At 52.3% G+C, this 22,580-nt stretch carries 21 protein-coding genes; 20 read left to right on the forward strand and 1 reads right to left on the reverse strand.

Annotated features, from left to right (window positions below; translation table 11 throughout):
• The first annotated feature begins 35 nt into the window (after positions 1-35).
• From F0P96_RS12330 to F0P96_RS12415, 18 genes are all read left to right on the forward strand, one after another.
• Positions 36-1,448, forward strand: coding sequence for an oligosaccharide flippase family protein (locus F0P96_RS12330; RefSeq protein ID WP_151079202.1), 1,413 nt, complete (start codon positions 36-38; stop codon positions 1,446-1,448).
• Between the two features lie 270 nt (positions 1,449-1,718).
• Positions 1,719-2,831 (forward strand): GDP-mannose 4,6-dehydratase, encoded by a 1,113-nt coding sequence (gene gmd / locus F0P96_RS12335; protein ID WP_151079203.1) that lies wholly within the window; start codon positions 1,719-1,721, stop codon positions 2,829-2,831.
• A 63-nt stretch (positions 2,832-2,894) separates the two neighbouring features.
• Positions 2,895-3,833: a GDP-L-fucose synthase gene (fcl, locus tag F0P96_RS12340; RefSeq protein WP_151079204.1), complete on the forward strand. Its 939-nt coding sequence runs from the start codon at positions 2,895-2,897 to the stop codon at positions 3,831-3,833.
• Positions 3,834-4,092: 259 nt separating this feature from the next.
• Positions 4,093-4,977, forward strand: coding sequence for an ABC transporter permease (locus F0P96_RS12345; protein WP_235917461.1), 885 nt, complete (start codon positions 4,093-4,095; stop codon positions 4,975-4,977).
• Positions 4,978-5,030: 53 nt separating this feature from the next.
• The gene (locus tag F0P96_RS12350) at positions 5,031-6,296 is read left to right on the forward strand and encodes an ABC transporter ATP-binding protein (protein WP_151079205.1); all 1,266 of its coding nucleotides are present in this window, start codon (positions 5,031-5,033) and stop codon (positions 6,294-6,296) included.
• Positions 6,289-6,921, forward strand: coding sequence for an acyltransferase (locus F0P96_RS12355; protein WP_160620101.1), 633 nt, complete (start codon positions 6,289-6,291; stop codon positions 6,919-6,921). The genes F0P96_RS12350 and F0P96_RS12355 overlap by 8 nt, the downstream gene beginning before the upstream one ends.
• A gap of 2 nt (positions 6,922-6,923) precedes the next feature.
• A complete protein-coding gene (locus tag F0P96_RS12360; RefSeq protein ID WP_151079207.1) occupies positions 6,924-7,763 on the forward strand; it encodes an FkbM family methyltransferase in 840 nt (279 codons plus the stop codon).
• A 10-nt stretch (positions 7,764-7,773) separates the two neighbouring features.
• Positions 7,774-8,781 (forward strand): glycosyltransferase family protein, encoded by a 1,008-nt coding sequence (locus tag F0P96_RS12365; protein WP_151079208.1) that lies wholly within the window; start codon positions 7,774-7,776, stop codon positions 8,779-8,781.
• A 5-nt stretch (positions 8,782-8,786) separates the two neighbouring features.
• Positions 8,787-9,593: a DUF5672 family protein gene (locus F0P96_RS12370; protein WP_151079209.1), complete on the forward strand. Its 807-nt coding sequence runs from the start codon at positions 8,787-8,789 to the stop codon at positions 9,591-9,593.
• A 45-nt stretch (positions 9,594-9,638) separates the two neighbouring features.
• Complete coding sequence (locus F0P96_RS12375; protein ID WP_151079210.1) at positions 9,639-10,472, forward strand: glycosyltransferase family 2 protein; 834 nt, start codon at positions 9,639-9,641, stop codon at positions 10,470-10,472.
• Positions 10,473-10,787: 315 nt separating this feature from the next.
• A complete protein-coding gene (locus tag F0P96_RS12380) occupies positions 10,788-11,870 on the forward strand; it encodes a glycosyltransferase (protein WP_151079211.1) in 1,083 nt (360 codons plus the stop codon).
• Positions 11,871-12,004: 134 nt separating this feature from the next.
• Complete coding sequence (locus F0P96_RS12385) at positions 12,005-13,048, forward strand: glycosyltransferase family 61 protein (protein WP_151079212.1); 1,044 nt, start codon at positions 12,005-12,007, stop codon at positions 13,046-13,048.
• 50 nt (positions 13,049-13,098) lie between these two features.
• Positions 13,099-14,106 (forward strand): glycosyltransferase family 2 protein, encoded by a 1,008-nt coding sequence (locus F0P96_RS12390; RefSeq protein WP_151079213.1) that lies wholly within the window; start codon positions 13,099-13,101, stop codon positions 14,104-14,106.
• 12 nt (positions 14,107-14,118) lie between these two features.
• On the forward strand, positions 14,119-15,276 hold the full coding sequence (locus F0P96_RS12395; protein WP_151079214.1) for a glycosyltransferase family 61 protein: 1,158 nt from the start codon (positions 14,119-14,121) through the stop codon (positions 15,274-15,276).
• A 45-nt stretch (positions 15,277-15,321) separates the two neighbouring features.
• Entirely contained in the window at positions 15,322-16,293 is a 972-nt protein-coding gene (locus tag F0P96_RS12400) for a glycosyltransferase family 2 protein (protein ID WP_151079215.1), read from the forward strand.
• Positions 16,290-17,033 (forward strand): GNAT family N-acetyltransferase, encoded by a 744-nt coding sequence (locus tag F0P96_RS12405; protein WP_151079216.1) that lies wholly within the window; start codon positions 16,290-16,292, stop codon positions 17,031-17,033. The genes F0P96_RS12400 and F0P96_RS12405 overlap by 4 nt, the downstream gene beginning before the upstream one ends.
• Positions 17,034-17,165: 132 nt before the next feature.
• Positions 17,166-18,413 (forward strand): glycosyltransferase, encoded by a 1,248-nt coding sequence (locus F0P96_RS12410; RefSeq protein WP_151079217.1) that lies wholly within the window; start codon positions 17,166-17,168, stop codon positions 18,411-18,413.
• Positions 18,410-19,558, forward strand: a complete 1,149-nt coding sequence (locus F0P96_RS12415; protein WP_151079218.1) for a glycosyltransferase family 4 protein — start codon at positions 18,410-18,412, stop codon at positions 19,556-19,558. Before F0P96_RS12410 ends, F0P96_RS12415 begins: the two co-directional genes overlap by 4 nt.
• Here the strand turns inward: F0P96_RS12415 and rffA are convergent.
• Positions 19,525-20,697 (reverse strand): dTDP-4-amino-4,6-dideoxygalactose transaminase, encoded by a 1,173-nt coding sequence (rffA, locus tag F0P96_RS12420; protein WP_151079219.1) that lies wholly within the window; start codon positions 20,695-20,697, stop codon positions 19,525-19,527. The two genes, F0P96_RS12415 and rffA, sit on opposite strands and share 34 nt — an antisense overlap.
• Positions 20,698-20,974: 277 nt before the next feature.
• On the opposite strand from rffA, the gene F0P96_RS12425 reads away from it, so the two are divergent.
• Together F0P96_RS12425 and F0P96_RS12430 are read left to right on the forward strand one after the other, a co-directional pair.
• Complete coding sequence (locus F0P96_RS12425) at positions 20,975-22,090, forward strand: glycosyltransferase family 4 protein (RefSeq protein ID WP_151079220.1); 1,116 nt, start codon at positions 20,975-20,977, stop codon at positions 22,088-22,090.
• A gap of 93 nt (positions 22,091-22,183) precedes the next feature.
• Positions 22,184-22,576: a MaoC family dehydratase gene (locus F0P96_RS12430; RefSeq protein WP_151079221.1), complete on the forward strand. Its 393-nt coding sequence runs from the start codon at positions 22,184-22,186 to the stop codon at positions 22,574-22,576.
• Positions 22,577-22,580: the final 4 nt, after the last annotated feature.

Genomic DNA, 22,580 nt, shown 5'->3' on the forward strand with positions numbered 1-22,580 from the left:
TTTCAGTTTCATTGAATGAATGTTTGTTGCTCAAAATGCTAAAAAAGATTCGCGCGAGAGTTGAACCTTTACTAGCTGGTTTACGGACAAAAGGGTCATTTACCCAAAATTTGGCCGTGGCCTTCTCTAGCAATGCGCTTACTTTTGTAATAACATTTCTGTTTACGCCGATATTTTCTAGGATATATACGCCTGAAGCGTACGGAAAATTTGCTTTGTTTAGCACCATAAGCAATAACGTGATGGTGTTGGTATCGTTGAGCTTTCCGAATGCTTTTGTATTACCACGTGACGAACGTAAATTCCTTGACCTAGTACGGTTGTCTTTTTTGCTGGCTTTCGGCAGCATGATTATACTTGTTCCCTTTTTTGGATTTTCAGGAAAAAATATTCTTCATTTCTTTAATGCTGAGAGTTTAGTAGAATATCGTTGGCTGATTGCACCTTCTATTTTAGTAAGTGCTATCAACGTTATCTGGAATAACTGGCATTCCCGAGAAAAAGAGTTCCGACGGAACGGAGTAGCCCAAATTGGCGCAGCTGTTGTTTCCAGGACGGTGGGCCTTAGCTATGGTTTAGGTGTGGGAGGTTTCGCTCCTGGTTTGTTATTAAGCGACTTTGCCCATAAATTTACCGCGTCAATTATCTCTGTGAATAAAAGCATGCGTGCTCGGTTTACGGAGTTATTTTATGGATTTAAATGGAGCAACGTTCGCGAAACATTTATAGAGTATCGCCAGTACCCACTGTACTCTTTACCTGGGTCATGGGTAGCTGGTTTTACGTCGCAGTTACCTGTATTAGTTCTTTCACGTTTCTATGGAGTCAGTGCTGTTGGTCAGTTTTCATACGCCAATAGCCTGCTAAATATCCCTATCCAGCTAATTGCTTTTTCATTAGGATCTGTATTTCTGCAGCGAGCTACTGAAATATATTATGATACTCCTGAGCGAATGCCTCAGCTGATAAAGGACCTTTACCTGAGAGTGTTCTACCTTGGTGTTATTCCTTTTGGCGTGCTAAGTGTATATGGTGAATGGATATTTACATTCATTCTAGGAAAAAAATGGCAAACAGCTGGCGTTTTTGCTGGTTACATGGCATACTATTATATTTTTTATCTGGTTTCCTATTTCTTTTCTTCTTTATATGTAATCATTGATAAACAGAAATATAACCTTTTAGGACATGGCATTAACTTGGGCATGATGTGTCTTGCATTTATACCCGGCGTAATTTTACAAGACGTTAAGTTGTTCGTAATGCTATTCAGTATAGGCAGTGTTATTGCCTTTACAGTAAACATATTGATAGTATTTAGACTGTTCAGAGTTTCTCCAGTAGGCGTTGTAGTACGAAGCTGGCTGATCTTATTTGGGGTTTTTATTTTTCTTACATTAGTGAAAATGGGATTAGTAGCGTTAGCACCATCCATTTTTTTGAAATAGAATAAAACTTCTTGGGCCTAGAGTACGCAATTGGCCCTAAGTACCCAAACCATACCAGGGAGCGTCAAACCCTGGCTGTAGATCTTGTGGGATAATATTAATCTGCATAGGAATATTAAAAGTTAAATGGCAGGCCTCGGTGCAGTTGCCTATCTTTGCCGATGGATACAGATATGCAACTGCGTCAGTACATTGCTCTGACGGTATTCTGTCCGGTTTCAAGCCAATGCTTGGGCATCCACTCCTGCTTTGTTTTACCAACCACATACCATGAAACGCGCACTCATCACGGGCATTACGGGCCAGGACGGAGCTTATTTGGCCGAGTTGCTGCTGAGCAAAGGCTACGAAGTCCATGGCATCAAACGCCGTTCGTCCCTGTTCAACACCGACCGCATCGACCATTTGTACCAGGATCCGCACGAGCAGCACGTGCGCTTTCACTTGCACTACGGCGACCTATCGGACTCGACCAACCTGATCCGTATTGTGCAGGAAGTGCAGCCCGACGAGATTTACAACCTCGGCGCCATGTCGCACGTGAAAGTGTCGTTCGATGCGCCCGAGTACACGGCCGATGCCGACGGCATCGGTACGCTGCGCTTGCTGGAAGCAATTCGCATTCTGGGCCTCACCAACAAGACCCGCATCTACCAAGCCAGCACCTCGGAGTTGTACGGCTTGGTGCAGCAGGTGCCGCAGTCGGAAACCACGCCATTCTATCCCCGCTCACCGTACGCGGTTGCCAAACTTTACGGGTACTGGATTACTGTGAATTACCGCGAGGCTTATGGCATGTATGCCTGCAACGGTATCCTGTTTAACCACGAGTCGCCGTTGCGTGGGGAAACCTTTGTGACGCGCAAGATTACGCGCGCCGCTGCCCGCATTGCCCTGGGGCTGCACGACAAGCTGTACTTGGGCAACCTCGATGCCAAACGTGACTGGGGCCACGCTAAGGATTACGTGGAGGCCATGTGGCGCATGCTACAGCAAGACACCCCCGAAGACTACGTTATTGCTACCGGCGTGACGACCACCGTGCGCGATTTTGTACGCATGGCTTTTGCCGAACTGGGCATCGAGCTAGCGTTTTCGGGTGAAGGCGTCAACGAAACGGCGCAGGTAGTAAGCTGCTCCAATCCCGAGTTCCAATTGCCCGAAGGCAAAGAAGTAGTAGCCGTTGATCCGCGCTATTTCCGCCCCACTGAAGTGGAACTGCTCATCGGCGACCCTACCAAAGCCAAAACCCAGCTGGGTTGGGAACCTAAGTACGACTTGAAAGCGCTGACCGCCGACATGGTACAGGCTGATTTGGAACTCTTCCGCCGCGACGCCACTTTGCGTGCCGGTGGTTACCGTATCTTCAACTACCACGAATAAGACGGTTGGCAGTGCCCTGAAAGCTAGGGTACTGCCAATTCCTTACAAGAATATTGCTGCATCATGGACCTGAATGCAAAAATTTACGTGGCTGGGCACCGCGGCATGGTGGGCTCGGCGTTGGTGCGACGACTGCGCCGTGCCGGCTACCAAAACTTGGTGACCCGTACCACGCAGGAGCTGGACCTGCGCAACCAAGCAGCCGTGGCCGAATTCTTCGCCACTGAAAAGCCCGAGTATGTGTTGTTGGCAGCGGCCAAGGTAGGTGGCATTCACGCCAACAATACCTATCCAGCCGATTTCCTGCTCGATAACCTCCAGATTCAGAACAACGTCATTCAGCAGAGCTACCTGAACGGTGTTACCAAGCTGCTCTTTCTGGGCTCGTCCTGCATCTATCCAAAGATGGCGCCGCAACCCATCAAAGAGGAGTACTTGTTGACCGGAGCTCTGGAGCCCACCAACGAAGCGTATGCCCTGGCCAAAATTGCCGGGCTGAAGCTTTGCGAGGCTTACCGCCGCCAGCACGGTGCTAATTTCATCAGCGCCATGCCCACCAACCTCTACGGCCCTGGCGACAACTACAACCTGCAGAACTCTCACGTGCTGCCCGCGTTGCTACGCAAGTTTCACGAAGCCAAACTGGCTAACGCACCGAGCGTAGAGGTGTGGGGTTCCGGCACGCCGCGCCGAGAGTTCCTGCACGTCGACGACCTGGCTGATGCTTGCTTCCACTTGTTGCTCGCCTACAACGGTGCCGAGCCTGTGAACGTGGGTACCGGCAAAGACATTACCATCCGCGAACTGGCCGAGTTGGTGAAGGACGTAGTAGGCTACACCGGCGACATTCAGTTCAATACCTCGCAACCCGACGGTACCCCCCGCAAACTGCTGGATGTTTCCAAGTTGGCCGAGGCCGGCTGGCAGTACAGCATTGAGTTGCGCGACGGCGTAGAGGCTGTATACAAAGAAGCGTTCAGCGAAACCCCACAGTCGGCCTAATAACATGAATTGTGCCTCTGCGCACGACCTCCGATTCTTTAAGAATTGAACTACCTGTGCGGTAAGCTGCACAGGTAGTTTTAGTTATGATCAAGCAGTGTGATATATAATATAAATAAGCCAATGTTTAATTGATCTTTCTATTCGTGCGCGTCGAATCAATTATATTTGCGCGGTTGCAATAGTGTCGGGAGCATAAAAAGGTCTCGTTTGCGCCTTTTCACCTTTAAGTAGCGAAACCTGCGTGTACCCAACTTCAGTGAAGAATATCGCCGAAACACCGGTAAAAGAGGGTAGCCAGAGCGAGGAGAACTGGACCGAGGTGATAGAGCCGCGGTCTGGCTTGTTGGAGTTGGGGCTGCAGGAGGTCTGGCGCTACCGGGATTTGGTGCTCTTGTTTGTGCGGCGCGACTTTGTGTCAACCTATAAGCAGACTGTGCTCGGGCCCTTGTGGTTCTTTATTCAGCCCCTGCTCACTGCTCTCACGTTCATTATCATCTTTGGCAACGTAGCGAAGATTCCTACCGGCGGGCAACCCATGCTCGTTTTCTACCTGGCCGGCATTACTGTGTGGAACTACTTTGCCCAGACGCTAACCTCCACGGCTACCGTTTTCACGGTTAACGCCCAGATTTTTGGCAAGGTGTATTTCCCACGCCTAACCATGCCGCTTTCCATCGTGCTGTCGAACATGGTGCGCTTCGCCATCCAGTTTGCTTTGTTCCTGGTTGTGTGGCTGTATTACTATTTCACGGAAGATACTTTACATCCCAATGCTGTTCTGCTACTCACGCCGTTTCTAGTGATTCTGATGGGACTGTTGTCCCTTGGTTTAGGCATGGTGTTCAGTGCCATGACCACCAAATACCGTGACTTGGCAATGTTGCTGACTTTTGGCGTACAGTTGTTGATGTACGCTACGCCCGTAATTTACTCCATGGACAAATTGCCGGCTAAATACCGCTGGCTAATTGTGGCCAACCCACTTAGCCCCATCGTGGAGTCCTTTCGCTACGCTTTTCTGGGCACCGGTTTATTCAGCTGGGGGCAGTTGGCATATAGTGCAACGGCCACTCTGGTCATCTTGCTGATTGGAACAATCTCCTTCAACAGTGTGCAGAAAAGCTTCACCGACACTGTTTAGCCCCTTTAGTTGAAGCCATGCCTCTTAGGCATGGCCTACTTTTACCGCGTTCCATGAGTAAGCTTGCAATCAAAGTAGAAGACTTGGGTAAAATGTATCGTCTCGGTGAGATTGGTACAGGCACCCTAAGCCACGACTTAAATCGTTGGTGGGCTAAAATGCGCGGGAAGGAAGACCCATTCGCGAAAATTGGTGAAACCAATGACCGCACCACCAAAGGAGCCAGTGACTATGTGTGGTCATTGAAAGACGTCAGCTTCGAGGTGAAACAGGGGGAAGTGCTGGGTATCATCGGACGCAATGGGGCCGGCAAGTCCACGCTGCTGAAGATTCTGTCTCGCGTGACCACCCCCACTACCGGACAAATCAAGATAAACGGACGTATTGCGTCTTTACTTGAAGTAGGCACCGGTTTTCACCCTGAGTTGACGGGGCGAGAAAACATATTCCTGAATGGAGCAATTCTAGGCATGACCAAGGCCGAAATTCGAAGTAAATTCGATGAGATTGTCGACTTTTCGGGGGTTGAACGCTACATAGATACACCAGTTAAGCGCTACAGTAGCGGTATGTATGTACGATTGGCCTTTGCAGTAGCGGCTTTCTTAGAGCCTGAAATATTAATTATTGACGAGGTTTTAGCTGTTGGAGATGCCGAGTTTCAGAAGAAATGCTTAGGTCGCATTAAGGATGTTAGTGTAAACGATGGGCGAACTGTATTGTTTGTAAGTCATCATTTACCTTCAGTTAAAAGCTTGTGCACTCAAGCTTTACTTCTGGAGAGAGGAGTAGTTTCAGTTAGTGGTCAAGTTGAGAGTGTTTTAGAGAAATATCAATTTTCTGGAAATAATAAACTTGCTGGCAGTAGGTATGATTTACCTGCTTCCTTGCCTGTTTATGTAAAGAAATGGAGCGTAATAAGTGATAAGAATAAAAGTGATAATGAGCATTTGTGCTACACCAAAGACAGGGTTGTATTTAGAATTATTATCGTTTCTAATAAAAAAGTAAATAATGCAGAGTTTGGATTTATTCTGCGTGATGTAGAAAATAATATTGTTGTTGGTGTAAACAGCCGAGATAATGGAGCTAATTATTTGGTGTTAGGTGAAGGGGAGCACGTAGTCGATATAGCCATGTATTTACCTTTAAAGCCTGGGCAATATGAAGTTGATATTGCAATAGCTGATCAAGGAAATATAGTTGATCATTGGGTTAGTGATACGAATTTGCGAGTTTTAAATGATTTTGATGTTGTATTAGATGATAGATGGAGAGGTGTTTTAAATGTTGATGCTAAATTTGAAGTTTATGGCTAGATCATCTTTCTTCCTTGAAAAAATTATCTTTAGCTTAATTGAGCGTTATTTTAGACAACGCTTCTCGTCTAAAAATAAATGGGGAGTTAATATTTCTCATTCATCCTTTTTTGAAATACCATTAGAAGTGAATGGTGGTGATAGAATATTTATAGGTGAAAATACGTCGATTGGAAAGCATTGTTGGCTTGGCGCTTTTGAAAGTTATCATAAGTTCGTTGGTTATGAGCCCAGAATAGATATCGGCAATAAAGTTAGAATTGGAAATTATGCTTGCATCACATCGATCAAGTCTATTATTATCAAAGATAATGTACTCATTAGCGAATACTTTTATGTTTCAGATCATGGGCATGGAATAGACGCTTCATTAGATACACCACCGGTAGATCAAGAGCTAATCACGAAAGGTGATGGTGTAGAAATAGGTGAAGATTGTTTCATCGGTTATAGAGTATCAATTCTTCCAGGTGTGAGATTAGGAAAAAAATGTGTAATAGGCAGCCACTCAGTAGTGACATCATCTTTTCCGGACTATAGTATGATTGCGGGTGTACCTGCTAGGTTGATAAAGAGGTTTGACTTAGATTTAAAAAAATGGGTCCAAGTTGAAAAAGACAAATAAGTATGGAAAACTTTTTGCATAAAAACTCGCTGGCGAGAATTAAATACTTAAGAAGGATGCGCTCCACTGGCGTTACTTTTAAGGAATACTGCGATTATCTATATAATAAAAAGAATACAAGTAACAATGTTACTGCTTCCTCTCTTTTCGGAAAAAAAATAATGAGGAACAACACATTTTGGTTTGTTCAAAATGTGGAAGAAATATTTGTAGATGAAGTTTATCGCTTTGAATCAAAGAATAGTAGTCCATTTATAATTGATTGTGGTGCTAATATTGGATTAAGTGTTATCTACTTCAAGAAAAGGTTCCCTAACTCACGTATTCTTGCCTTTGAGGCTGATAACAATATATATAATACGTGTGTAAGTAATGTATCTGCCTTTTCTAATGAAAATGTTGAAATTGTAAATGCAGCTGTTTGGACATCTGATGGAGAAATTGTTTTTGCATCGGATAATTCATTAGGAGGAGCTATTGCTAACAGCGGAGCGCAAGAACATGAGGGTATTACGTATCAAAAAGTGCAATCGATTCAATTAAAGAAATATTTGAATCAAAAAGTTGACTTTTTGAAAATAGATATTGAAGGAGTTGAGGATTTGGTTTTAGCTGATTGTGATGATATGCTTATTAATGTGGATAAAATATTTATTGAGTACCATAGTAAGCCTGGTAAGAAACAGAATCTTGATCAAATACTTTGCTTATTAACGAAATACGGCTTTCGTTATTATATAAAAGAGGCATGGAATAACATGCTTTATCCATACATTGATGGTGTAAATTATAAGAAATACTTTTATGATCTTCAATTAAACATTTTTGCCTTCAGACCATAAATTTGCTTTAATGGATACGATAGTTTTCACCATTTGCTCAAATAATTACTTGGCGCACGCGGCTACTTTGATGAGTAGTTGGTTTGAGCATGTGCCCAATTCTAAAGGTTACGTTTTTTTGGTAGATAAAATAAGTGATGCTGTTGATTACAGTATTATTGCTAATGCGAAACTCGTTAAAATAGAGGAATTGAATATTGAGCGTTTGGGTGAATTAGTTGAAAAATATAATATTACCGAATTAAATACTTCGGTAAAACCAGATGTATTCAAGTTTTTATTCGCAGAGCACCCAGGGTGTAAAGCTATTTATTTAGACCCCGATATAATGGTAACGGGTGATTTCAAAGATGTGCTTGATGCATTGGATACTAAAAACTTTGTGTTGACGCCCCATATTACTTCGCCTGTCAATGATGAATTTGCTCCTACAGATTACCACACTCTGCGTACTGGTATATTCAATCTTGGGTTTATTGCCCTTAAACTTAATGAAGAAGTTAGTTCGTTTTTGAGCTGGTGGCGGAATAGGGTTTATGATTACGGTTACTGCAAGTTGGATGAAAATATGTTCTATGATCAACTATGGACAAATTACATCCCAGTGTTCTACGATTCCTATACGATATTAAAACATCCAGGCTATAATGTTGCTAATTGGAACTTGCATGAGCGGTACTTGTCCAAAAACAGTTTTAATAAATGGACTGTGAATGGACGCTTTGCGCTCAATTTCTTTCATTTTAGTGGTTATAAATTTACTAATCCTCGCGCCATTGGTAGCTACCATACTCGATATGATTTCATAAATAGGCCTGACTTGCTGGGTATTTTTGAAATATACCAAAGCAGACTTATTTCTTTTGGTGTGGAGAAGCTATATTATTTGCCATGCTATTATTATGAGCTGCACAAAAGCATAAAAGCTAACGTGCAGCACATAACGCAACACATTCCATTGAAAGTTAAAGTCGCAAGGAGAGTAGCTCGATTTTTGCGAAAAATTATATACGAATAGTGGTCATGAAAAAAGTATGCGTAGTAATTCCGATTCATTCACCATATCCTACTAAATATGAGTTGATTTCTTTTCAACAGTGTTTGAGAGTTTTTAAAAATAGAGATATTGTAGTTGTATCGCCATTTGGAATGGGGTTAGATGAATATAAGAAACTCGGGAACAGTTTTAGTATTGTTTCCATTGATAAAAAATGGCAAAAAAGTTTAATGGCATACAATAAGTTGAAAATGAGCAAATATTTTTATAATCTATTTTCTGATTATGAATTCTTGCTTACTTACGAACTTGATGCTTTTGTCTTTGAAGATAACCTTGACTATTGGTGTAACCAAGGTTACGACTATATTGGCGCACCTTGGTTTGATGGTTATGATAATCCAGATCCTAGTAACAGATTAATCGGTGTGGGTAATTCAGGCTTTTCACTGAGACGTATATCTTCAGTTAAGAATGTTCTGAAAAATGTATATTATAAAAACCCTTATGACTACTTGAGTGGCAGAAAAGATGCTATAAAAGCGGATATTAAGCTTTTGGCGTATAAAATGGTAGGCTTTTTTGGTGAAAACTATTCATTGCAAAACAGTGGACTTCTTGAAGATGTCTTCTTTGGAACTATCGCATGCAAGGGAGCTGAGAGCTTTGTCAAGGCGCCAGTAGAAGAAGCTATAAAGTTTAGCTTTGAAGTAAATCCAAGAGAAATGTTAAAAATAAATAATGGCGTATTGCCAATGGGTTGTCATGCTTGGTGGCGTTATGATTTAGATTTTTGGAAGCCATATATTGAAGCATTTTCGTATAGGCTTTGAATGATACGATAATAATATTTGTTCCTAAAGTCAAAAAAATTGGGTATGGGTTTGAAGATTTCAGTAATAACAATTAACTATAACAGAAGTGCAGAATTAGAAACGACTATACAGTCCGTCGTGAGTCAAGCAAGTAGGGATTTTGAATACATTATAATCGACGGTCATTCAACTGATGGCAGCGTTGAAACCATTAAGTCGTGCGAGTCTAATATTGATTTTTGGATTAGCGAGCAGGATAACGGTATTTACGATGCCATGAACAAAGGCATTGCCAAAGCCCAGGGCGAATACTTGGTGTTTTTAAATAGTGGGGACCGGTTTGCCAATGCCGAAGTTCTAGGTATACTTCATAAAGCGACACAAGATCAACCATCTATTGATGTATTCTATGGTGATATGCTAGTAGAACGACCTGGCGTGGCAGGCCAGAGTTATTATTCGCATCCCAATAAGCTCAGTTTGTTCTTTTTTCAGGAGGATACCGTCAATCACCAAGCTGCGATGGTAAAAGCAAGCCTCTTTCGAGAATTTGGCCGTTACCCAGAGCAGTACCAACTGGCCGCAGACTTCTGGTTATTTCTGCGCGCATTTGTGGCGGAGAAACAATTTTATCATATACCTAAAGCACTAGTAGTATACGATTTCGCTGGCGTGAGTGCTCAGGATGGTTTCAAAAAGTACAAAGAGGAGCAGCGTCATATTTGGAAGGACATCGTACTTGCCCCAGCTCACCAAGATAAATATTTGAGCGAAGTAGCTGATCTGCTAGAAAAGAAAAGACATTTGGTAGATGTAACAAATTATAAATTGGTAAGGCTAGCGTTGCGAATTGATAAAGCGTTGAAGCGGCTAGCTGGTATTTTCCGCCGCCAATAATCTATTGGTGGGAAATGCTCTGCTGTGAGTTGCTGGCCTGGTTGAGGGTCTGGAATTTAGCTATGTACCTGTAGCTGGTGGGCTGAATGATGAGGCTGGGCCTGAACACACCACAAAGACGAGCGCCGCAGAGCAAAATGGTAAGTGTGCTATAAGATGAATTTGGCGGAATCAAGTGCTATGGTACCACCAATATAGGCGGAAGCGGGCGAACTGGCCGGGATGCTAAAAGGTTTGTTCTTAACTTTGGGGGAAATCCATTTCCATTAGAACGCTGCTTTTGTTGATCCGGCTTCTTATACCAGCAACTCGCATATGACTGCATCTTCACAGCCAGCAGGAGTTTCTGTTATCATCTGCACGCACAATGGCGCAGATCGGCTACCGGCCACGTTGAAGCACCTTGCCAACCAGCGTGTTGATGTGATGCTGAATTGGGAAGTCATCGTAGTAGACAATAACTCTACCGATGGCACGCAGGCCACAGCCCAGACTCTTTGGAAAGAGTTTGGCGCGCCCACCGAATTGTTGGCGTTGTTTCAACCCATTCCTGGCAAAAACCGGGCACTGGAGCTGGCCTACGAAACGGCAAGGTTCAGTTATGTGTGCATCGTAGACGATGACAACTGGTTAAACTCTGATTACATACAGCGGGGCTACGATTTGCTTGAGTCCGACGAGCGGATAGGCGTATTGGGTGGTGGCAACGAAGGAGTGTTTGAAATCGAAAAGCCTGAGTGGTTTGACGCATTTCGCATCTCATACGCCGTGGGCACCCCAATGTCGCAGGCATACACGCCGCTAGAAACCGGCGAGGTAGTAGATGGAGTGTTATGGGGGGCCGGTATGTTCTTTCGGCATGAACTGTGGCAGAAACTTCGGCAATTGCAGTTTGAGAGTCTGTTTACCGGCCGAATCGGGACCAAAAACATGGTTGCTGGCGAGGACGATGAGCTTTGCTTGGCGGTACGTATGTTGGGATACAAAATCTGGTTTGACGCAGACCTGCACCTAAAGCATTTCATGACGGCCAATCGGTTGAACTGGGCGTACATGCAGCGCATCCTGTATTCGTCAGTATGGTCCGTGGTGCGGCTTTCGGTATATTCCTTTGCACAGCGCTCAGATGCGGAAAAATACCTGGGAATTTGGCCGTGGCTAGTCGATTTGCTTTACGTTACGTGGTCTATTTGCAAAGAAGTACTTTCTGGTCCTTTTTGGCGCGCTACGTTCCATCAGGATAAATACTATTTTGCTAATTTTAAATGGCGTTTGTTGCGGCTGTACGCAATGGTAAAAGATTACAAATTGAGCCGGCGCAATTTTTGCAAAGTTTACGGTTTTAAGCAGCGAATAAACGCCAAATTCTCTGTTTGTCAACCCGTAAACTTCATGTAATTTTTTCTCTTTTACAGAGCTAAACCAGACTCTAAAACTAGATAAACCTATCGACAGTCTCTGACTATTAAACGCTGCACGGTCGAAAATGCGCGTTTAGTGAATAGTGAGGCTTTGTGCCGCTACCTTTGCTCATGGCAACAAAAACAGTGACCACGCTACCGCGCCAACTTAAGTCGGCGCTTCAGTGGCAGCGGCCGTGGCCCGCCAACCTGCAGGAGTCTGACCGCAGCTTTTTTGCCCCGAACCAGCAGGTGCGGTTGGAAGGCAGCGAACTGCTGCAGTTGCAGGATGTGAACGTATTGGCCGATGGCGTGGTGTTTCGCCATTTGTATGCGTACCCGGAAACCTTCATTTACTCGGATTTCCAGCTGCACAACTGGCGTGGGTTGGCCTATATCTACCTGAAATTTGCGCAGCACCAGCTGCCTGCTGACTTTCGGTATGTAATTGCGCACCACGCATGGGCCGTCAACTATTACCACTGGATGGTAGACGTGCTGCCTCGATTGGAGGCCATCAAGGAGCTACTTCCCGATTTGACGTTGCTATTACCGGCCAATTATAACAAGGAGTACCACCGGGCTACGTTGCAGGCGCTAGGGGTGCGCCGCGTGCAGTGGCTGCAGCCGCACACGCGCTACCGGGTACCCGAACTGCTCGTACCCACGCGCATGGCCCGCGTAACCGATTCGCGGCCCGATGCTATGCTCGCGCTTCGGCAGACCTTGCTCAATTACTTCCAGCCCGACCCAGCCCAGGGACTGGGCGAGCGAATTTACATCAGTCGCGCTCGGGCGCCACGGCGCAAGGTGGTGAACGAGGACGCCGTGTGCGAATACCTCCGCCAGCAAGGGTTTGCCATCGTGTATTTCGAAGATTATTCGTTTCAGCAGCAGGTAAGCATTGCGGCACAGGCCCGTTACCTGATTTCCATCCACGGCGCTGGGCTGACGAATATGCTGTTTATGCCTGCCAATAGCCGCGTGATGGAGCTGCAGATGCGCGACGACGGCACGTGCTACTTTTACTATGCACTGGCCACGGGGCTTGGTCTCGATTACTTTTATCAATTTTGCGAGCCGACCAATCCAGGCGAAATCGTCAACACCGCCGACCTCATCGTTGACCTCCCACTGCTGGCCCGCAACGTGGAGTGCATGCTGGCTTCGGCGTAATCGAGGGGCATTGCCACCAACTCTTCCGCCGTTAAGCGCTTTTTGCCCCTATGCCGCCTCTGGTTTCCGTCGTATTGCCCGTCTACAACGTCGCTAGCTATATCGAAAGCACCGTTGCCAGCGTGCTCGCGCAAACGTTCGAGAACTTCGAACTGTTGGTGCTCGACGACTGCTCCACCGACAATACGGTGGCGTTGATAGAGCAAATAACAGACCCGCGGGTGCGCCTGATTCAGAATGAGCGCAACCTTGGCCGGGCCGGCACCGACAACGCAGCCTTGCCCCACGTGCGCGGCGAGTTCATTGCCAAAATGGACGGCGACGACGTGTGCCACCCCGAGCGCCTGGCCCGGCAGGTTGCTTTTCTGCAGGCGCACCCCGAAGTAGACGTGGTAGGGGGGTGGATGCAGAATTTTGGCGCCAGCAATTACCTCAACCGCTACCCCGAGCGCCCTGACGACGCCCGGGTGTTCACGCTGTTTGGGCTGCCGGTGGGCAACCCCACCGTGATGCTGCGCACGCGCCTGCTGCGCCACGACGGCATGCACTACAATGCGGCGCTCCGCCAAACCGAAGACTACGACTTTTTTGCCCGCTACGCCGAGCGCCTCCGGGTAGCCACCCTGCCGGAGGCCTTAATCAACTACCGCACCTTTCCCGATAAGCAGAAAACCGTGCTTGGGGAACGAACCGAGGTGGCCGACCTGGTGCGCGAACAACTGTTGACACGCTGGGAAATTGGGTATTCACCCCGCGAACTGCACGTTCACAATACCATTGCCATGCTGCACCGCCCCCTGGGCGACGTAACGCTGGGCGAAGTGCAGCAATGGCTGCTGCGCCTGTTGCAGCACAACGAAACGCAGCCCTGGTTCGAGCCTGCGGCGCTGCGCCGAGGTTTGGCCCAGCGCTGGTTCGAAGTCTGCTACACCCATCCGCAGCCGTGGCTTGGTGCCATCCGGGCTTACCGGCGCAACCCGTTGGCGGAGGCTTGGCCGTTGTCGGCTGGGCAATATTTGCGGTTTGCCGTTAAAGGCTTGCGGTCGAGCCGTTCCTAGCTTTCTTCGCTGATGAGTTTACTGAAAGGCCTGTTAAAAAAACTGCTCCCCATTGTGCTGCTTAAGCAGGCACATCTGCGCTACAATCAGCTGCGTATTCGCACCGTCGATAAGCTGCTGTTTCCGGAACGGTCCTTCGTGCAGGCCGATTTTGTCATTCGTCACGACGCCTATCCGTTTCAACTCATTCACGTAGAGCAGGCCCACCTGGACGCACGCTTGCAGCGCCAGTTCACGACCAATGCCCAAGAATGGACGCAGGACGAGTATCTGCTGGTATACGATCAGCCGTGCCTGATTGAGCCCCAGTTTGGGTGGGCGATGAGCGAAGACAACCAACTAATTTATCCTTCGCTGGGCTTTAGCCGCGTGCCGTATTTGCCCAAGCCCGCCCTGCAGGCCAAGCGCATGCATGCCGCCGCTACCGAGTACGCCGAGCTGGTGTCCTTGCGCGACACGGGTGAAGAAAACTACTTTCACTTCTACAACGACGTGCTGGCCAAACTCTTCTTTCTGGAAGAGAAGCTGCAGTTGAGCCCCAACGTACCCATTCTGGTGTCCGAAGGCCTCTACAAACGGGCGTTCTTCCAGTACTTTCTGCAGCATCCTTACCTGAGCCAGCGCACCTGGATTGTGCAAAAGCCCACCGACTACATTCGCAGCCGCAAAACCTATTTCTGCAAGCCCCTCACTCACACGGGGCATTATTACAAGCGCATTACCGAGCTGGTGCAGCCGGCCGATTTGGCTTTGAGCCCGACCAACTCCGAGCGGCAGATTTTCATTACCCGCAGCCCCAAGCGCCTGCGGTTCATCGAGAACAGTGCCGAGGCCGAACAGATATGCCGCGAGTTGGGCTTCGAGGTGGTCGATTTCGACGACATGACCTTGCCCGAACAGATTCGGACCATGGCCAATGCCCGCTACGTGGTGGGTATTCACGGCGCCGGCCTCACCAACATGCTGTTCCGGCAGGGCCGGCGTATGGGCCTGATTGAAATCTACCCGCCGGCCGACTACTTCCCGTTCCATTACGTGCTGATGGCCACGCAGCTCGGGTTTGCCTACGACGGTCTGATTGGCAAACCCAGCGCGCAGAAGTACTCCGGTGGTTTCCTGATTGATCCGGCCGAGTTGCGTCAACGCCTGCAGTGGCTGCTGGCGCAGTAAACGCTTGCCAGAGCCGCTTCTCCCGCGTTTCCTACCTTGCGCCGTATGGCCCCGCCTTTTCTGCCCGACGCCGCTCCGTTGCTTTCCGTAGTCAGCCCCGTGTACCGAGGCGCGGCTATGCTCGACGAGTTGGTGCAGCGCCTGCTGGCCGCCGTGCGCGAGTTGCCGGGAAGCTGCGAAATCATTCTGGTGGACGACCGCAGCCCCGACAACGCCTGGGCCAAGATTGAAGAACTGAGCCAGCAGCATACCGAGGTGCGCGGCGTGCGCCTCTCGCGCAATTTTGGGCAGCACCGCGCCATTGCCGCCGGCCTCGACCACTGCCGGGGCCAGTGGGTGGTCGTGCTCGACTGCGACCTGCAGGACCGCCCCGAGGAAATTCCACGCCTGTGGGGCCATGCCCAGCAGCACGGCCTCGACTATGTCCTGGCCAGTCGCCAGGACCGGCAGCACGGGCTGGGACAGCGGCTGGTGTCGGGGGCCTTCTACCGCGTGCTTCGTTACCTCACGGGCGTGCCGCACGATGCTTCCGTGGCCAACTTCGGCCTCTACCAGCGGCGCGTGATTGAGGCCGTGCAACACATGCCCGAGCGCGCCCGGTTTTTCCCGGTGATGGTGCGCTGGGTGGGCTTTCAAGGGGCCACGCTGCCGGTGGCCCATGCCGCCCGCTCCAACGGCGGCAGCTCCTACAGCTGGGGGCGGCGGCTGCAATTGGCCTTCGATGTGATGCTGGCGTGGTCCGACAAGCCCTTGCGCTTGGCCGTGCAGTTTGGGCTGCTGGTTACCGGCTTAGCCTTTCTGCTGGGACTCATCACGCTCGTTCGGTTTTGGGTAGGGCAGATTTCGGTGCCCGGCTACACCAGCCTGGTGTTGCTGCTTTGTTTCTTCGCCGGCCTTATTATTTCCCTCGTCGGCATGGTGGGGCTCTACGTGGGCCGCACCTTCGAGGAAGCCAAGCAGCGGCCGGTATACTTGGTAGACGCCACCACAAACCGCCCTGATTCCGTCGCACCGTGAAACCACCTGTTCTACAGCCGCTGCCTTGGGATTCGGCGTTCTTCGGCTTTGGCGTGGGGCAGCTGTCGGGCCACGAAATCAGCCCGGCCCAGGCACAGGAACTGCTCACTGCGGCGCCAGCACTTCGGTTGGTTTACTGGCTGGTCGATCCGGCAGATGCGCTGACCCAAGCCACGGCCGAGCAAGCTGGATTAAGCCCAGTTGACCATAAACTCACGTTTGAGCGTCGTATTGGAGGCATTTCGTACCCAAGACCGATGTCTGGTCCTGCAGCTACGGCCGACGGAGCCGTAAAGCAAGTGCCACCCAGCCCCGAGCCCGGTCCTGCCTTGGCCGCACTGGCCCGGCGAAGCGGCGTCTGGTCACGGTTCCGCCTCGACCCCCGACTCCCGGCTGGCAGCTTTGAGCGCCTTTACGATACGTGGCTGCGGCAGGACTTGCATGCCGACAACGGCGCCGTGGTATTGGCCACTGGCGAAGCCGGCCACGAAACCGGTTTGCTCACCCTCACGCCGAACCTGCCGGTAGCTAGCATCGGGTTGCTGGCGGTGGCAGAAACAGCCCAACGGCGCGGATTGGGCCGGCAGTTGCTGGCGGCAGCAGAGGCGCAGGCGCGTAGGTGGGGCGCCGATACGTTGCGCGTGGTAACCCAGCGGGCCAATCGGCCAGCTTGTGCGCTGTACCAGCAGTACGGGTTTGAGCTGCGGCGCGAGCAACTGGTGTACCACTGGTGGCGCTAGGTCCCGGGGGTTGCTGCCCAGCTGCCTATCTTTGCGGCCGTTTTGTGCTGGCGCTGTAGCTGCCCAAGCCCGCTGCAAGCACCCGTCTTTGCTGTACTGGCAAGCCCGGGCCGCCAACCAACCGCTTCCTCTATGACCCATCCAACCCGCCATATTCTTTTGTTCATCTCCAACCTGGGGCTGGGCGGCGCCCAACGCGTGTTTCACGACCACAGCGTGGAGCTGGCCAAGCATTACCGCGTAACCGAAGCCGTATTCAACCTCGATGGCGGCAACCTCTACCCCAGTGGTAATGAGCTTATCAGCCTCGACGTGGCGGGCGGTGGCAGCCCAATCGACAAGATTCGCAACTTCGGGCGGCGCATCACCCGGCTGCGTAGCCTCAAGCAGCGCCTCGCCACCGATGTGTGCATCAGTCACCTGGAAGGTGCCGATTACGTGAATTTGCTCAGCAAAAGCCAGGGCAAAGTGGTGCTGTGCATTCACGGCTCCAAGCTGCACGACGGCAATATCAGCGGCCCCATTGGCTGGCTGCGCAAGAAAGTGCTGATGCCCGGCCTCTACAACCGCGCCGACCGCATTGTGACGGTGAGCCGCGACATCAATCCGGAGCTGATTGAAGGCTTTGGAGTCGAGCCGCAGAAGCTCGTTACCATCAACAACTTTTTCGAGGTCGAGCAAATCGGCCAGAAGGCCCAGGAACCGTTGACGCCGGCCGAGCAGGCCGTGTACGACGCCGCGCCGGTGCTGGTCACGTCGGGGCGCCTCACCATCCAGAAAAACCAGGCCCCGCTGCTCGACAGCTTTGCGGCCCTGCTCCAGCGGCGTCCGGCCAAGCTCGTGTTTGTAGGCGACGGTGAGCTGCGCGCCGATTTGGTGGCGCACGCCCTTCGGCTCAACCTGCGCGTGTACCAAGCTTGGAACAACGACCCGCTCACGCCCGACTACGACGTGTATTTCCTGGGACTGCAGCAGAACCCGTTCAAATACATCCGGCCCGCGGCGGTGTTCGTGTTTCCCTCGGCCTGGGAAGGTTTTCCCATGGCCTTGGGCGAAGCCATGATTTGCGGCGTGCCGGTGGTTACCACCGACTGCCCTACCGGTCCGCGCGAAATTCTGGCGCCCGATACCCCAACGCCGGCAGTACCCATTCGCCAAGCCGAAGCCGCGCCCTATGGCATGCTCATGCCCATGCTCAACCAGCCCACGTCGTTGGCCGCCGACTTGCAGGTGTGGGCCAATACCCTCGACGAGCTATTGGCCGACGCCGATCGGCGCCAGCACCTGGGCCGGCTCGCCAACCAGCGCATGCAGGATTTCACCCGGGAAAAAATATTTCGGCAGTGGGTAGCCGTTATCGACGAGGTACTGGCCCGATGAACCACACTGCCGCCCGTCCCGTCATTCTCGTAGCCGATAATTCCACCGCCGTAACCGGGGCCCTCATTGCCATGCGCAACGCCACCGACCGGCTACGGCACCGCTACGACTTTGTGTACGTGCTGCCCACCGGCAGTCGGGGCCGGCCGGTGCTGGAGGCCGCCGGCTACCGGGTGCACGAGCTGCCGTTTGTTGAAATCAGCAAGCGGGTGCGCAGCCTGCTGCTCTACGTACCGATGCTGCTGCTCAACGGCTGGCGGCTGGCTGGCTTGGTGCGCCGCGAGCAGGCCGCCGTCGTGCACATGAACGACTTTTACAACCTCACCGGCGTGCTGGCCCGGCTGCTCACGGGCCGGCCGCTGGTTACGCATGTGCGCTTCCTGCCGCACACCCAGATGCAGCCGCTGGCCCGCACTTGGCGCTGGGTGGCCGAGCACTTGGCGCAGCGCGTGGTGTGCGTGTCGCAGGCCGTGTACAGCTACTTTCAGCCGCTGCCGCACGTGCGCGTCATTGCCGACCCCATTCCTGAACAGGAAAAATACCCGCCTACCAACCTGGTTCCGCGGCCCGATGGTACCCTGCGGGTGCTGTATCTGAGCAACTATATCCTTGGTAAAGGGCAGAATTTCGGTCTAGAGGCTTTTCGCACCGCCTACGCCGCGAATCCACGCTTGCGGCTGCACTTTGCCGGCGGCGACATGGGGCTCGACAAAAACCGGGCGTACAAACAGCAGTTGCAGGAAGCCGCCGCCGCTGCCGGATTGGGCGAGGTCGTCACGTTCGGCAGTTTCGTGCAGGACGTGGAAGCCGCTATCAAGGAGGCCGACATCGTGCTGAATTTCTCCGAATCGGAGTCTTTCTCGCTCACGTGCCTCGATGCGCTGTTTTTCGGCACCCCGCTCATTGCCAGCGACTGTGGCGGCCCGGCCGAACTGTTCGAGAACGGCCGCTCCGGCTTGCTGGTGCCCAACCGCGACGTGCCGGCCATGGCGGCGGCCCTGCAGCGTCTGGCCGCCGATGCCGACTTACGACAGCAATTCGCAGCCGCGGGCCGAGTGTTTGTGCGACAGAAATTCAACCCTGCTAGCACCTACGAGCAGCTAGGTCGCCTCTACGACGAACTGCTGGCCTCGCGGCCAGCGTAGAAGGCTAGCACCGCCGCCACGACGCGGTCTTGCTGCTCGGGAGTGAGGTCGTAGAACAGCGGCAGGCGCACCAGGCAGCGCCCGAAACGCTCGGCGTGGGGGAGGGGGCGGCCGTCGTGACGGGCGTGGTAGAAAGGGCTGGCGTGCAGGGGCAAGTAGTGAAACACCGCCAAAATGTGCTGGCTCGTGAGGTACGCCAGCAAGGCGTCGCGCTCGGTTTGGCTGCGGCACACCACCGCAAACAAATGCCAGTTGGATGTGGCCCCAGCCGGAACAGGTAGCAGCTCGAAGTATCCGGCATCACGCAGCGGCTCGAAGGCTTCCGCGTAGCGCCTCCACAGGTGCTCCCGCCGCCGTTGGATGTCGGCCAAGGCTTCGAGTTGCGCCCACAGGTACGCCGCGTTCAGCTCCGAGGGCAGAAACGACGACCCGATATCCACCCACTCGTAGCGGGCGGCTTCGCCGCGGAAGAAGGCGGCGCGGTTGGTACCTTTCTCCCAAATAATTTCGGCGCGCGCGGCTAGTTGCGGGTCGTTTACGGCCAGCAGGCCGCCTTCGCCAGCGCTGATGTTCTTGGTTTCGTGAAAGGAAAAGGCCGCTAGGTGGCCCAGCGTGCCCAGGCGTTTTCCGCGGTAGTAGCCTTCGATGGCCTGGGCGGCGTCTTCCACTACCCACAGCCCGTGTTGCCGGGCCAGGGCCAGCAGCGCATCCATGTCGCAGGCGGCGCCAGCGTAGTGCACCGGCACGATGGCGCGGGTGCGCGGGGTAATCAGGCGGGCAACTTCGGCGGGGTCGAGGTTGGGGTGGTCGGCGCAGCTGTCGGCAAACACAATGCGGGCCCCGCGCAGCACAAACGCGTTGGCCGTGGAGGTGAAGGTGTAGCTGGGCACAATGACCTCGTCGCCGGGCTGCAGATTGAGCAGCAGCGCGGCCATTTCCAGCGCCGCCGTGCCGCTGGTGGTCAGTAGCGCTTTGCCGATGCCGTACTGCTGCTCGAAAAACCGTTGGCAGCGCTGGGTAAACTGCCCGTTGCCCGAAAGCTTGCCCGCCGCAACGGCCTGCTGAATGTACATCAGTTCCGGGCCTGCCAGATGCGGGCGGTTGAACGGAATAAAGTCGGGGTGAGTGGAGGACAGCATGCAGCCGCAAGTTCGGGAACCGGGCGGGAGTGCGCCGAAAAACTTGCGGAGTGCCGATCCGCTTGTAGGCCGGTTCCTGCCAAGAGTTAGTTCGCAGTCAGTGCGAAACGCGGGCGGGTGGTCAACGCGGCGCTGGTTCTTTCGTATTTTTGCCCGCTGATTGAGAAGGCTCAGGCGCGGCTGCCGCTGCAAATGCGGTTGGTAGTCGACGGCGACTCACCGGCCTTCACCGCAGGGTTTGGGCATGCTCAGCCCGTATCAGCCGATCGTTTATTGCATGAAAATTCTGTTTCTAACACCGTATCCGCAAGGAGAGGCTCCTTCTCAGCGGTTCCGTTTCGAACAATACCTGCCGGCCCTGCGCGAGCGGGGCATCGAGTACGCCGAACGCTCGTTTTTGGACCTGCCCACGTGGCGGGTGCTCTACAAGCCCGGCCACACTGCCACCAAAATCTGGGGCATTGTGAAGGGCTTTGGGCGCCGGCTGGCCGTGCTGCCCGCTGTGCCGGCCTACGATTACGTGTTCATTCACCGCGAAGTGACGCCCATCGGTCCGCCCATTTTTGAGTGGATCATCAGCAAAGTACTAGGCAAGAAGATTATCTACGACTTCGACGACGCCATCTGGATGGCCCTCACGTCGAAACACAACCAGATGGCCGCCATTGTGAAGTGGCACAGCAAGGTGGCCGACATCTGCCGCTGGAGCTACAAGGTGAGCTGCGGCAACGATTTCCTCTGCGAATACGCCCGCCAGTATAATTCGCGGGTGGTGCTCAACCCCACCACCATCGACACGGTGCACCTACACAACCGCACCAAGCAGCAGGCCACCGACCGCGTGATTCTGGGCTGGACGGGTACGCACTCCAATATTGTGTACTTGGCCACGCTCATGCCCGTGCTACGCCGGCTGGAGGAAAAATACGACTTCACGTTTCGCGTCATTTCCAACCAGGACCCGCAGCTGGAGCTGAAAAGCTTCGACTACCTGCCCTGGCGCAAGGCCACCGAAATCGACGACTTGGCCACGTTCAACGTGGGCGTAATGCCGCTCGAAGAGCAGGTCAGCCCGTTGTCGTTGGGCAAATGCGGCTTCAAGGCCCTGCAGTACATGTCGCTGGGCATTCCGGCCGTGGCGTCGCCGGTGGGCGTCAATACCAAAATCGTCACCGACGGCGTCGACGGCTTCCTCTGCAAAGACGAGGAGGAATGGTACCAGGCGCTGGCCCGCCTGATCGAGGACGCGCAACTCCGCCAGCGCATGGGCGCCAACGCCCAGCGCACCGTGCGCGAGCGGTATTCGGTGGTGGCTAACACGGAGAATTTTGTGCGGCTGTTCTCGGCAGATTACCAGCCGGCGTCCGTGGCGGTGGCGCCGGCCCACGCCTAACAAACCGCACCGCCGCGCACAGCCGCGGCTTTTTCGCGCCGGCGGCCGTTTCCCGGTGGCCGGCCTTATCTTGCCAGCTCAATTACTGCAGCTATGCCCGAAATTGGCCAAAAAGCCCAGCTTTCCAAAACCATTACCGACGCCGACGTGCGCACCTTCGCCGAGTTGTCGCTCGATACCAACCCCGTGCATCTCGACGACGAGTATGCCAAAAACAGCCTGTTTGGGCAGCGCATCAGCCACGGCATGCTCTACGCCGGGCTGGTGAGTGCCGTGCTGGGCACCAAGCTGCCGGGCCCGGGCTCCATCTACATGGGCCAGACGATGAAGTTCCTCAAGCCCGTGTTCATTGGCGACACCATTACGGCCGAGGCCGAGGTGACGGCCGTGAACGAAGAGAAGCAGATAGTGACCCTGAACACGACCTGCACCAACCAGCACGGGAAAGTGGTGCTGGCCGGCGAGGCAACGCTCAAGTACGCATAAGGCT

Source organism: Hymenobacter busanensis (assembly GCF_008727865.1).
Lineage (GTDB): Bacteria > Bacteroidota > Bacteroidia > Cytophagales > Hymenobacteraceae > Solirubrum > Solirubrum busanense.

What these genes read in the sequence shown, in the direction of transcription:
- F0P96_RS12400 (WP_151079215.1), top strand. Translation starts at nt 15,322, where the DNA reads ATGGCCCCGCCTTTTCTGCCCGACGCCGCTCCGTTGCTTTCCGTAGTC.
- fcl (WP_151079204.1), top strand. Translation starts at nt 2,895, where the DNA reads ATGGACCTGAATGCAAAAATTTACGTGGCTGGGCACCGCGGCATGGTG.
- F0P96_RS12370 (WP_151079209.1), top strand. Translation starts at nt 8,787, where the DNA reads ATGAAAAAAGTATGCGTAGTAATTCCGATTCATTCACCATATCCTACT.
- F0P96_RS12415 (WP_151079218.1), top strand. Translation starts at nt 18,410, where the DNA reads ATGAACCACACTGCCGCCCGTCCCGTCATTCTCGTAGCCGATAATTCC.
- F0P96_RS12330 (WP_151079202.1), top strand. Translation starts at nt 36, where the DNA reads ATGCTAAAAAAGATTCGCGCGAGAGTTGAACCTTTACTAGCTGGTTTA.
- F0P96_RS12355 (WP_160620101.1), top strand. Translation starts at nt 6,289, where the DNA reads ATGGCTAGATCATCTTTCTTCCTTGAAAAAATTATCTTTAGCTTAATT.
- F0P96_RS12395 (WP_151079214.1), top strand. Translation starts at nt 14,119, where the DNA reads ATGAGTTTACTGAAAGGCCTGTTAAAAAAACTGCTCCCCATTGTGCTG.
- F0P96_RS12380 (WP_151079211.1), top strand. Translation starts at nt 10,788, where the DNA reads ATGACTGCATCTTCACAGCCAGCAGGAGTTTCTGTTATCATCTGCACG.
- F0P96_RS12360 (WP_151079207.1), top strand. Translation starts at nt 6,924, where the DNA reads ATGGAAAACTTTTTGCATAAAAACTCGCTGGCGAGAATTAAATACTTA.
- F0P96_RS12365 (WP_151079208.1), top strand. Translation starts at nt 7,774, where the DNA reads ATGGATACGATAGTTTTCACCATTTGCTCAAATAATTACTTGGCGCAC.
- gmd (WP_151079203.1), top strand. Translation starts at nt 1,719, where the DNA reads ATGAAACGCGCACTCATCACGGGCATTACGGGCCAGGACGGAGCTTAT.
- F0P96_RS12390 (WP_151079213.1), top strand. Translation starts at nt 13,099, where the DNA reads ATGCCGCCTCTGGTTTCCGTCGTATTGCCCGTCTACAACGTCGCTAGC.
- rffA (WP_151079219.1), bottom strand. Translation starts at nt 20,697, where the DNA reads ATGCTGTCCTCCACTCACCCCGACTTTATTCCGTTCAACCGCCCGCAT.
- F0P96_RS12350 (WP_151079205.1), top strand. Translation starts at nt 5,031, where the DNA reads ATGAGTAAGCTTGCAATCAAAGTAGAAGACTTGGGTAAAATGTATCGT.
- F0P96_RS12375 (WP_151079210.1), top strand. Translation starts at nt 9,639, where the DNA reads ATGGGTTTGAAGATTTCAGTAATAACAATTAACTATAACAGAAGTGCA.
- F0P96_RS12410 (WP_151079217.1), top strand. Translation starts at nt 17,166, where the DNA reads ATGACCCATCCAACCCGCCATATTCTTTTGTTCATCTCCAACCTGGGG.
- F0P96_RS12430 (WP_151079221.1), top strand. Translation starts at nt 22,184, where the DNA reads ATGCCCGAAATTGGCCAAAAAGCCCAGCTTTCCAAAACCATTACCGAC.
- F0P96_RS12385 (WP_151079212.1), top strand. Translation starts at nt 12,005, where the DNA reads ATGGCAACAAAAACAGTGACCACGCTACCGCGCCAACTTAAGTCGGCG.
- F0P96_RS12425 (WP_151079220.1), top strand. Translation starts at nt 20,975, where the DNA reads ATGAAAATTCTGTTTCTAACACCGTATCCGCAAGGAGAGGCTCCTTCT.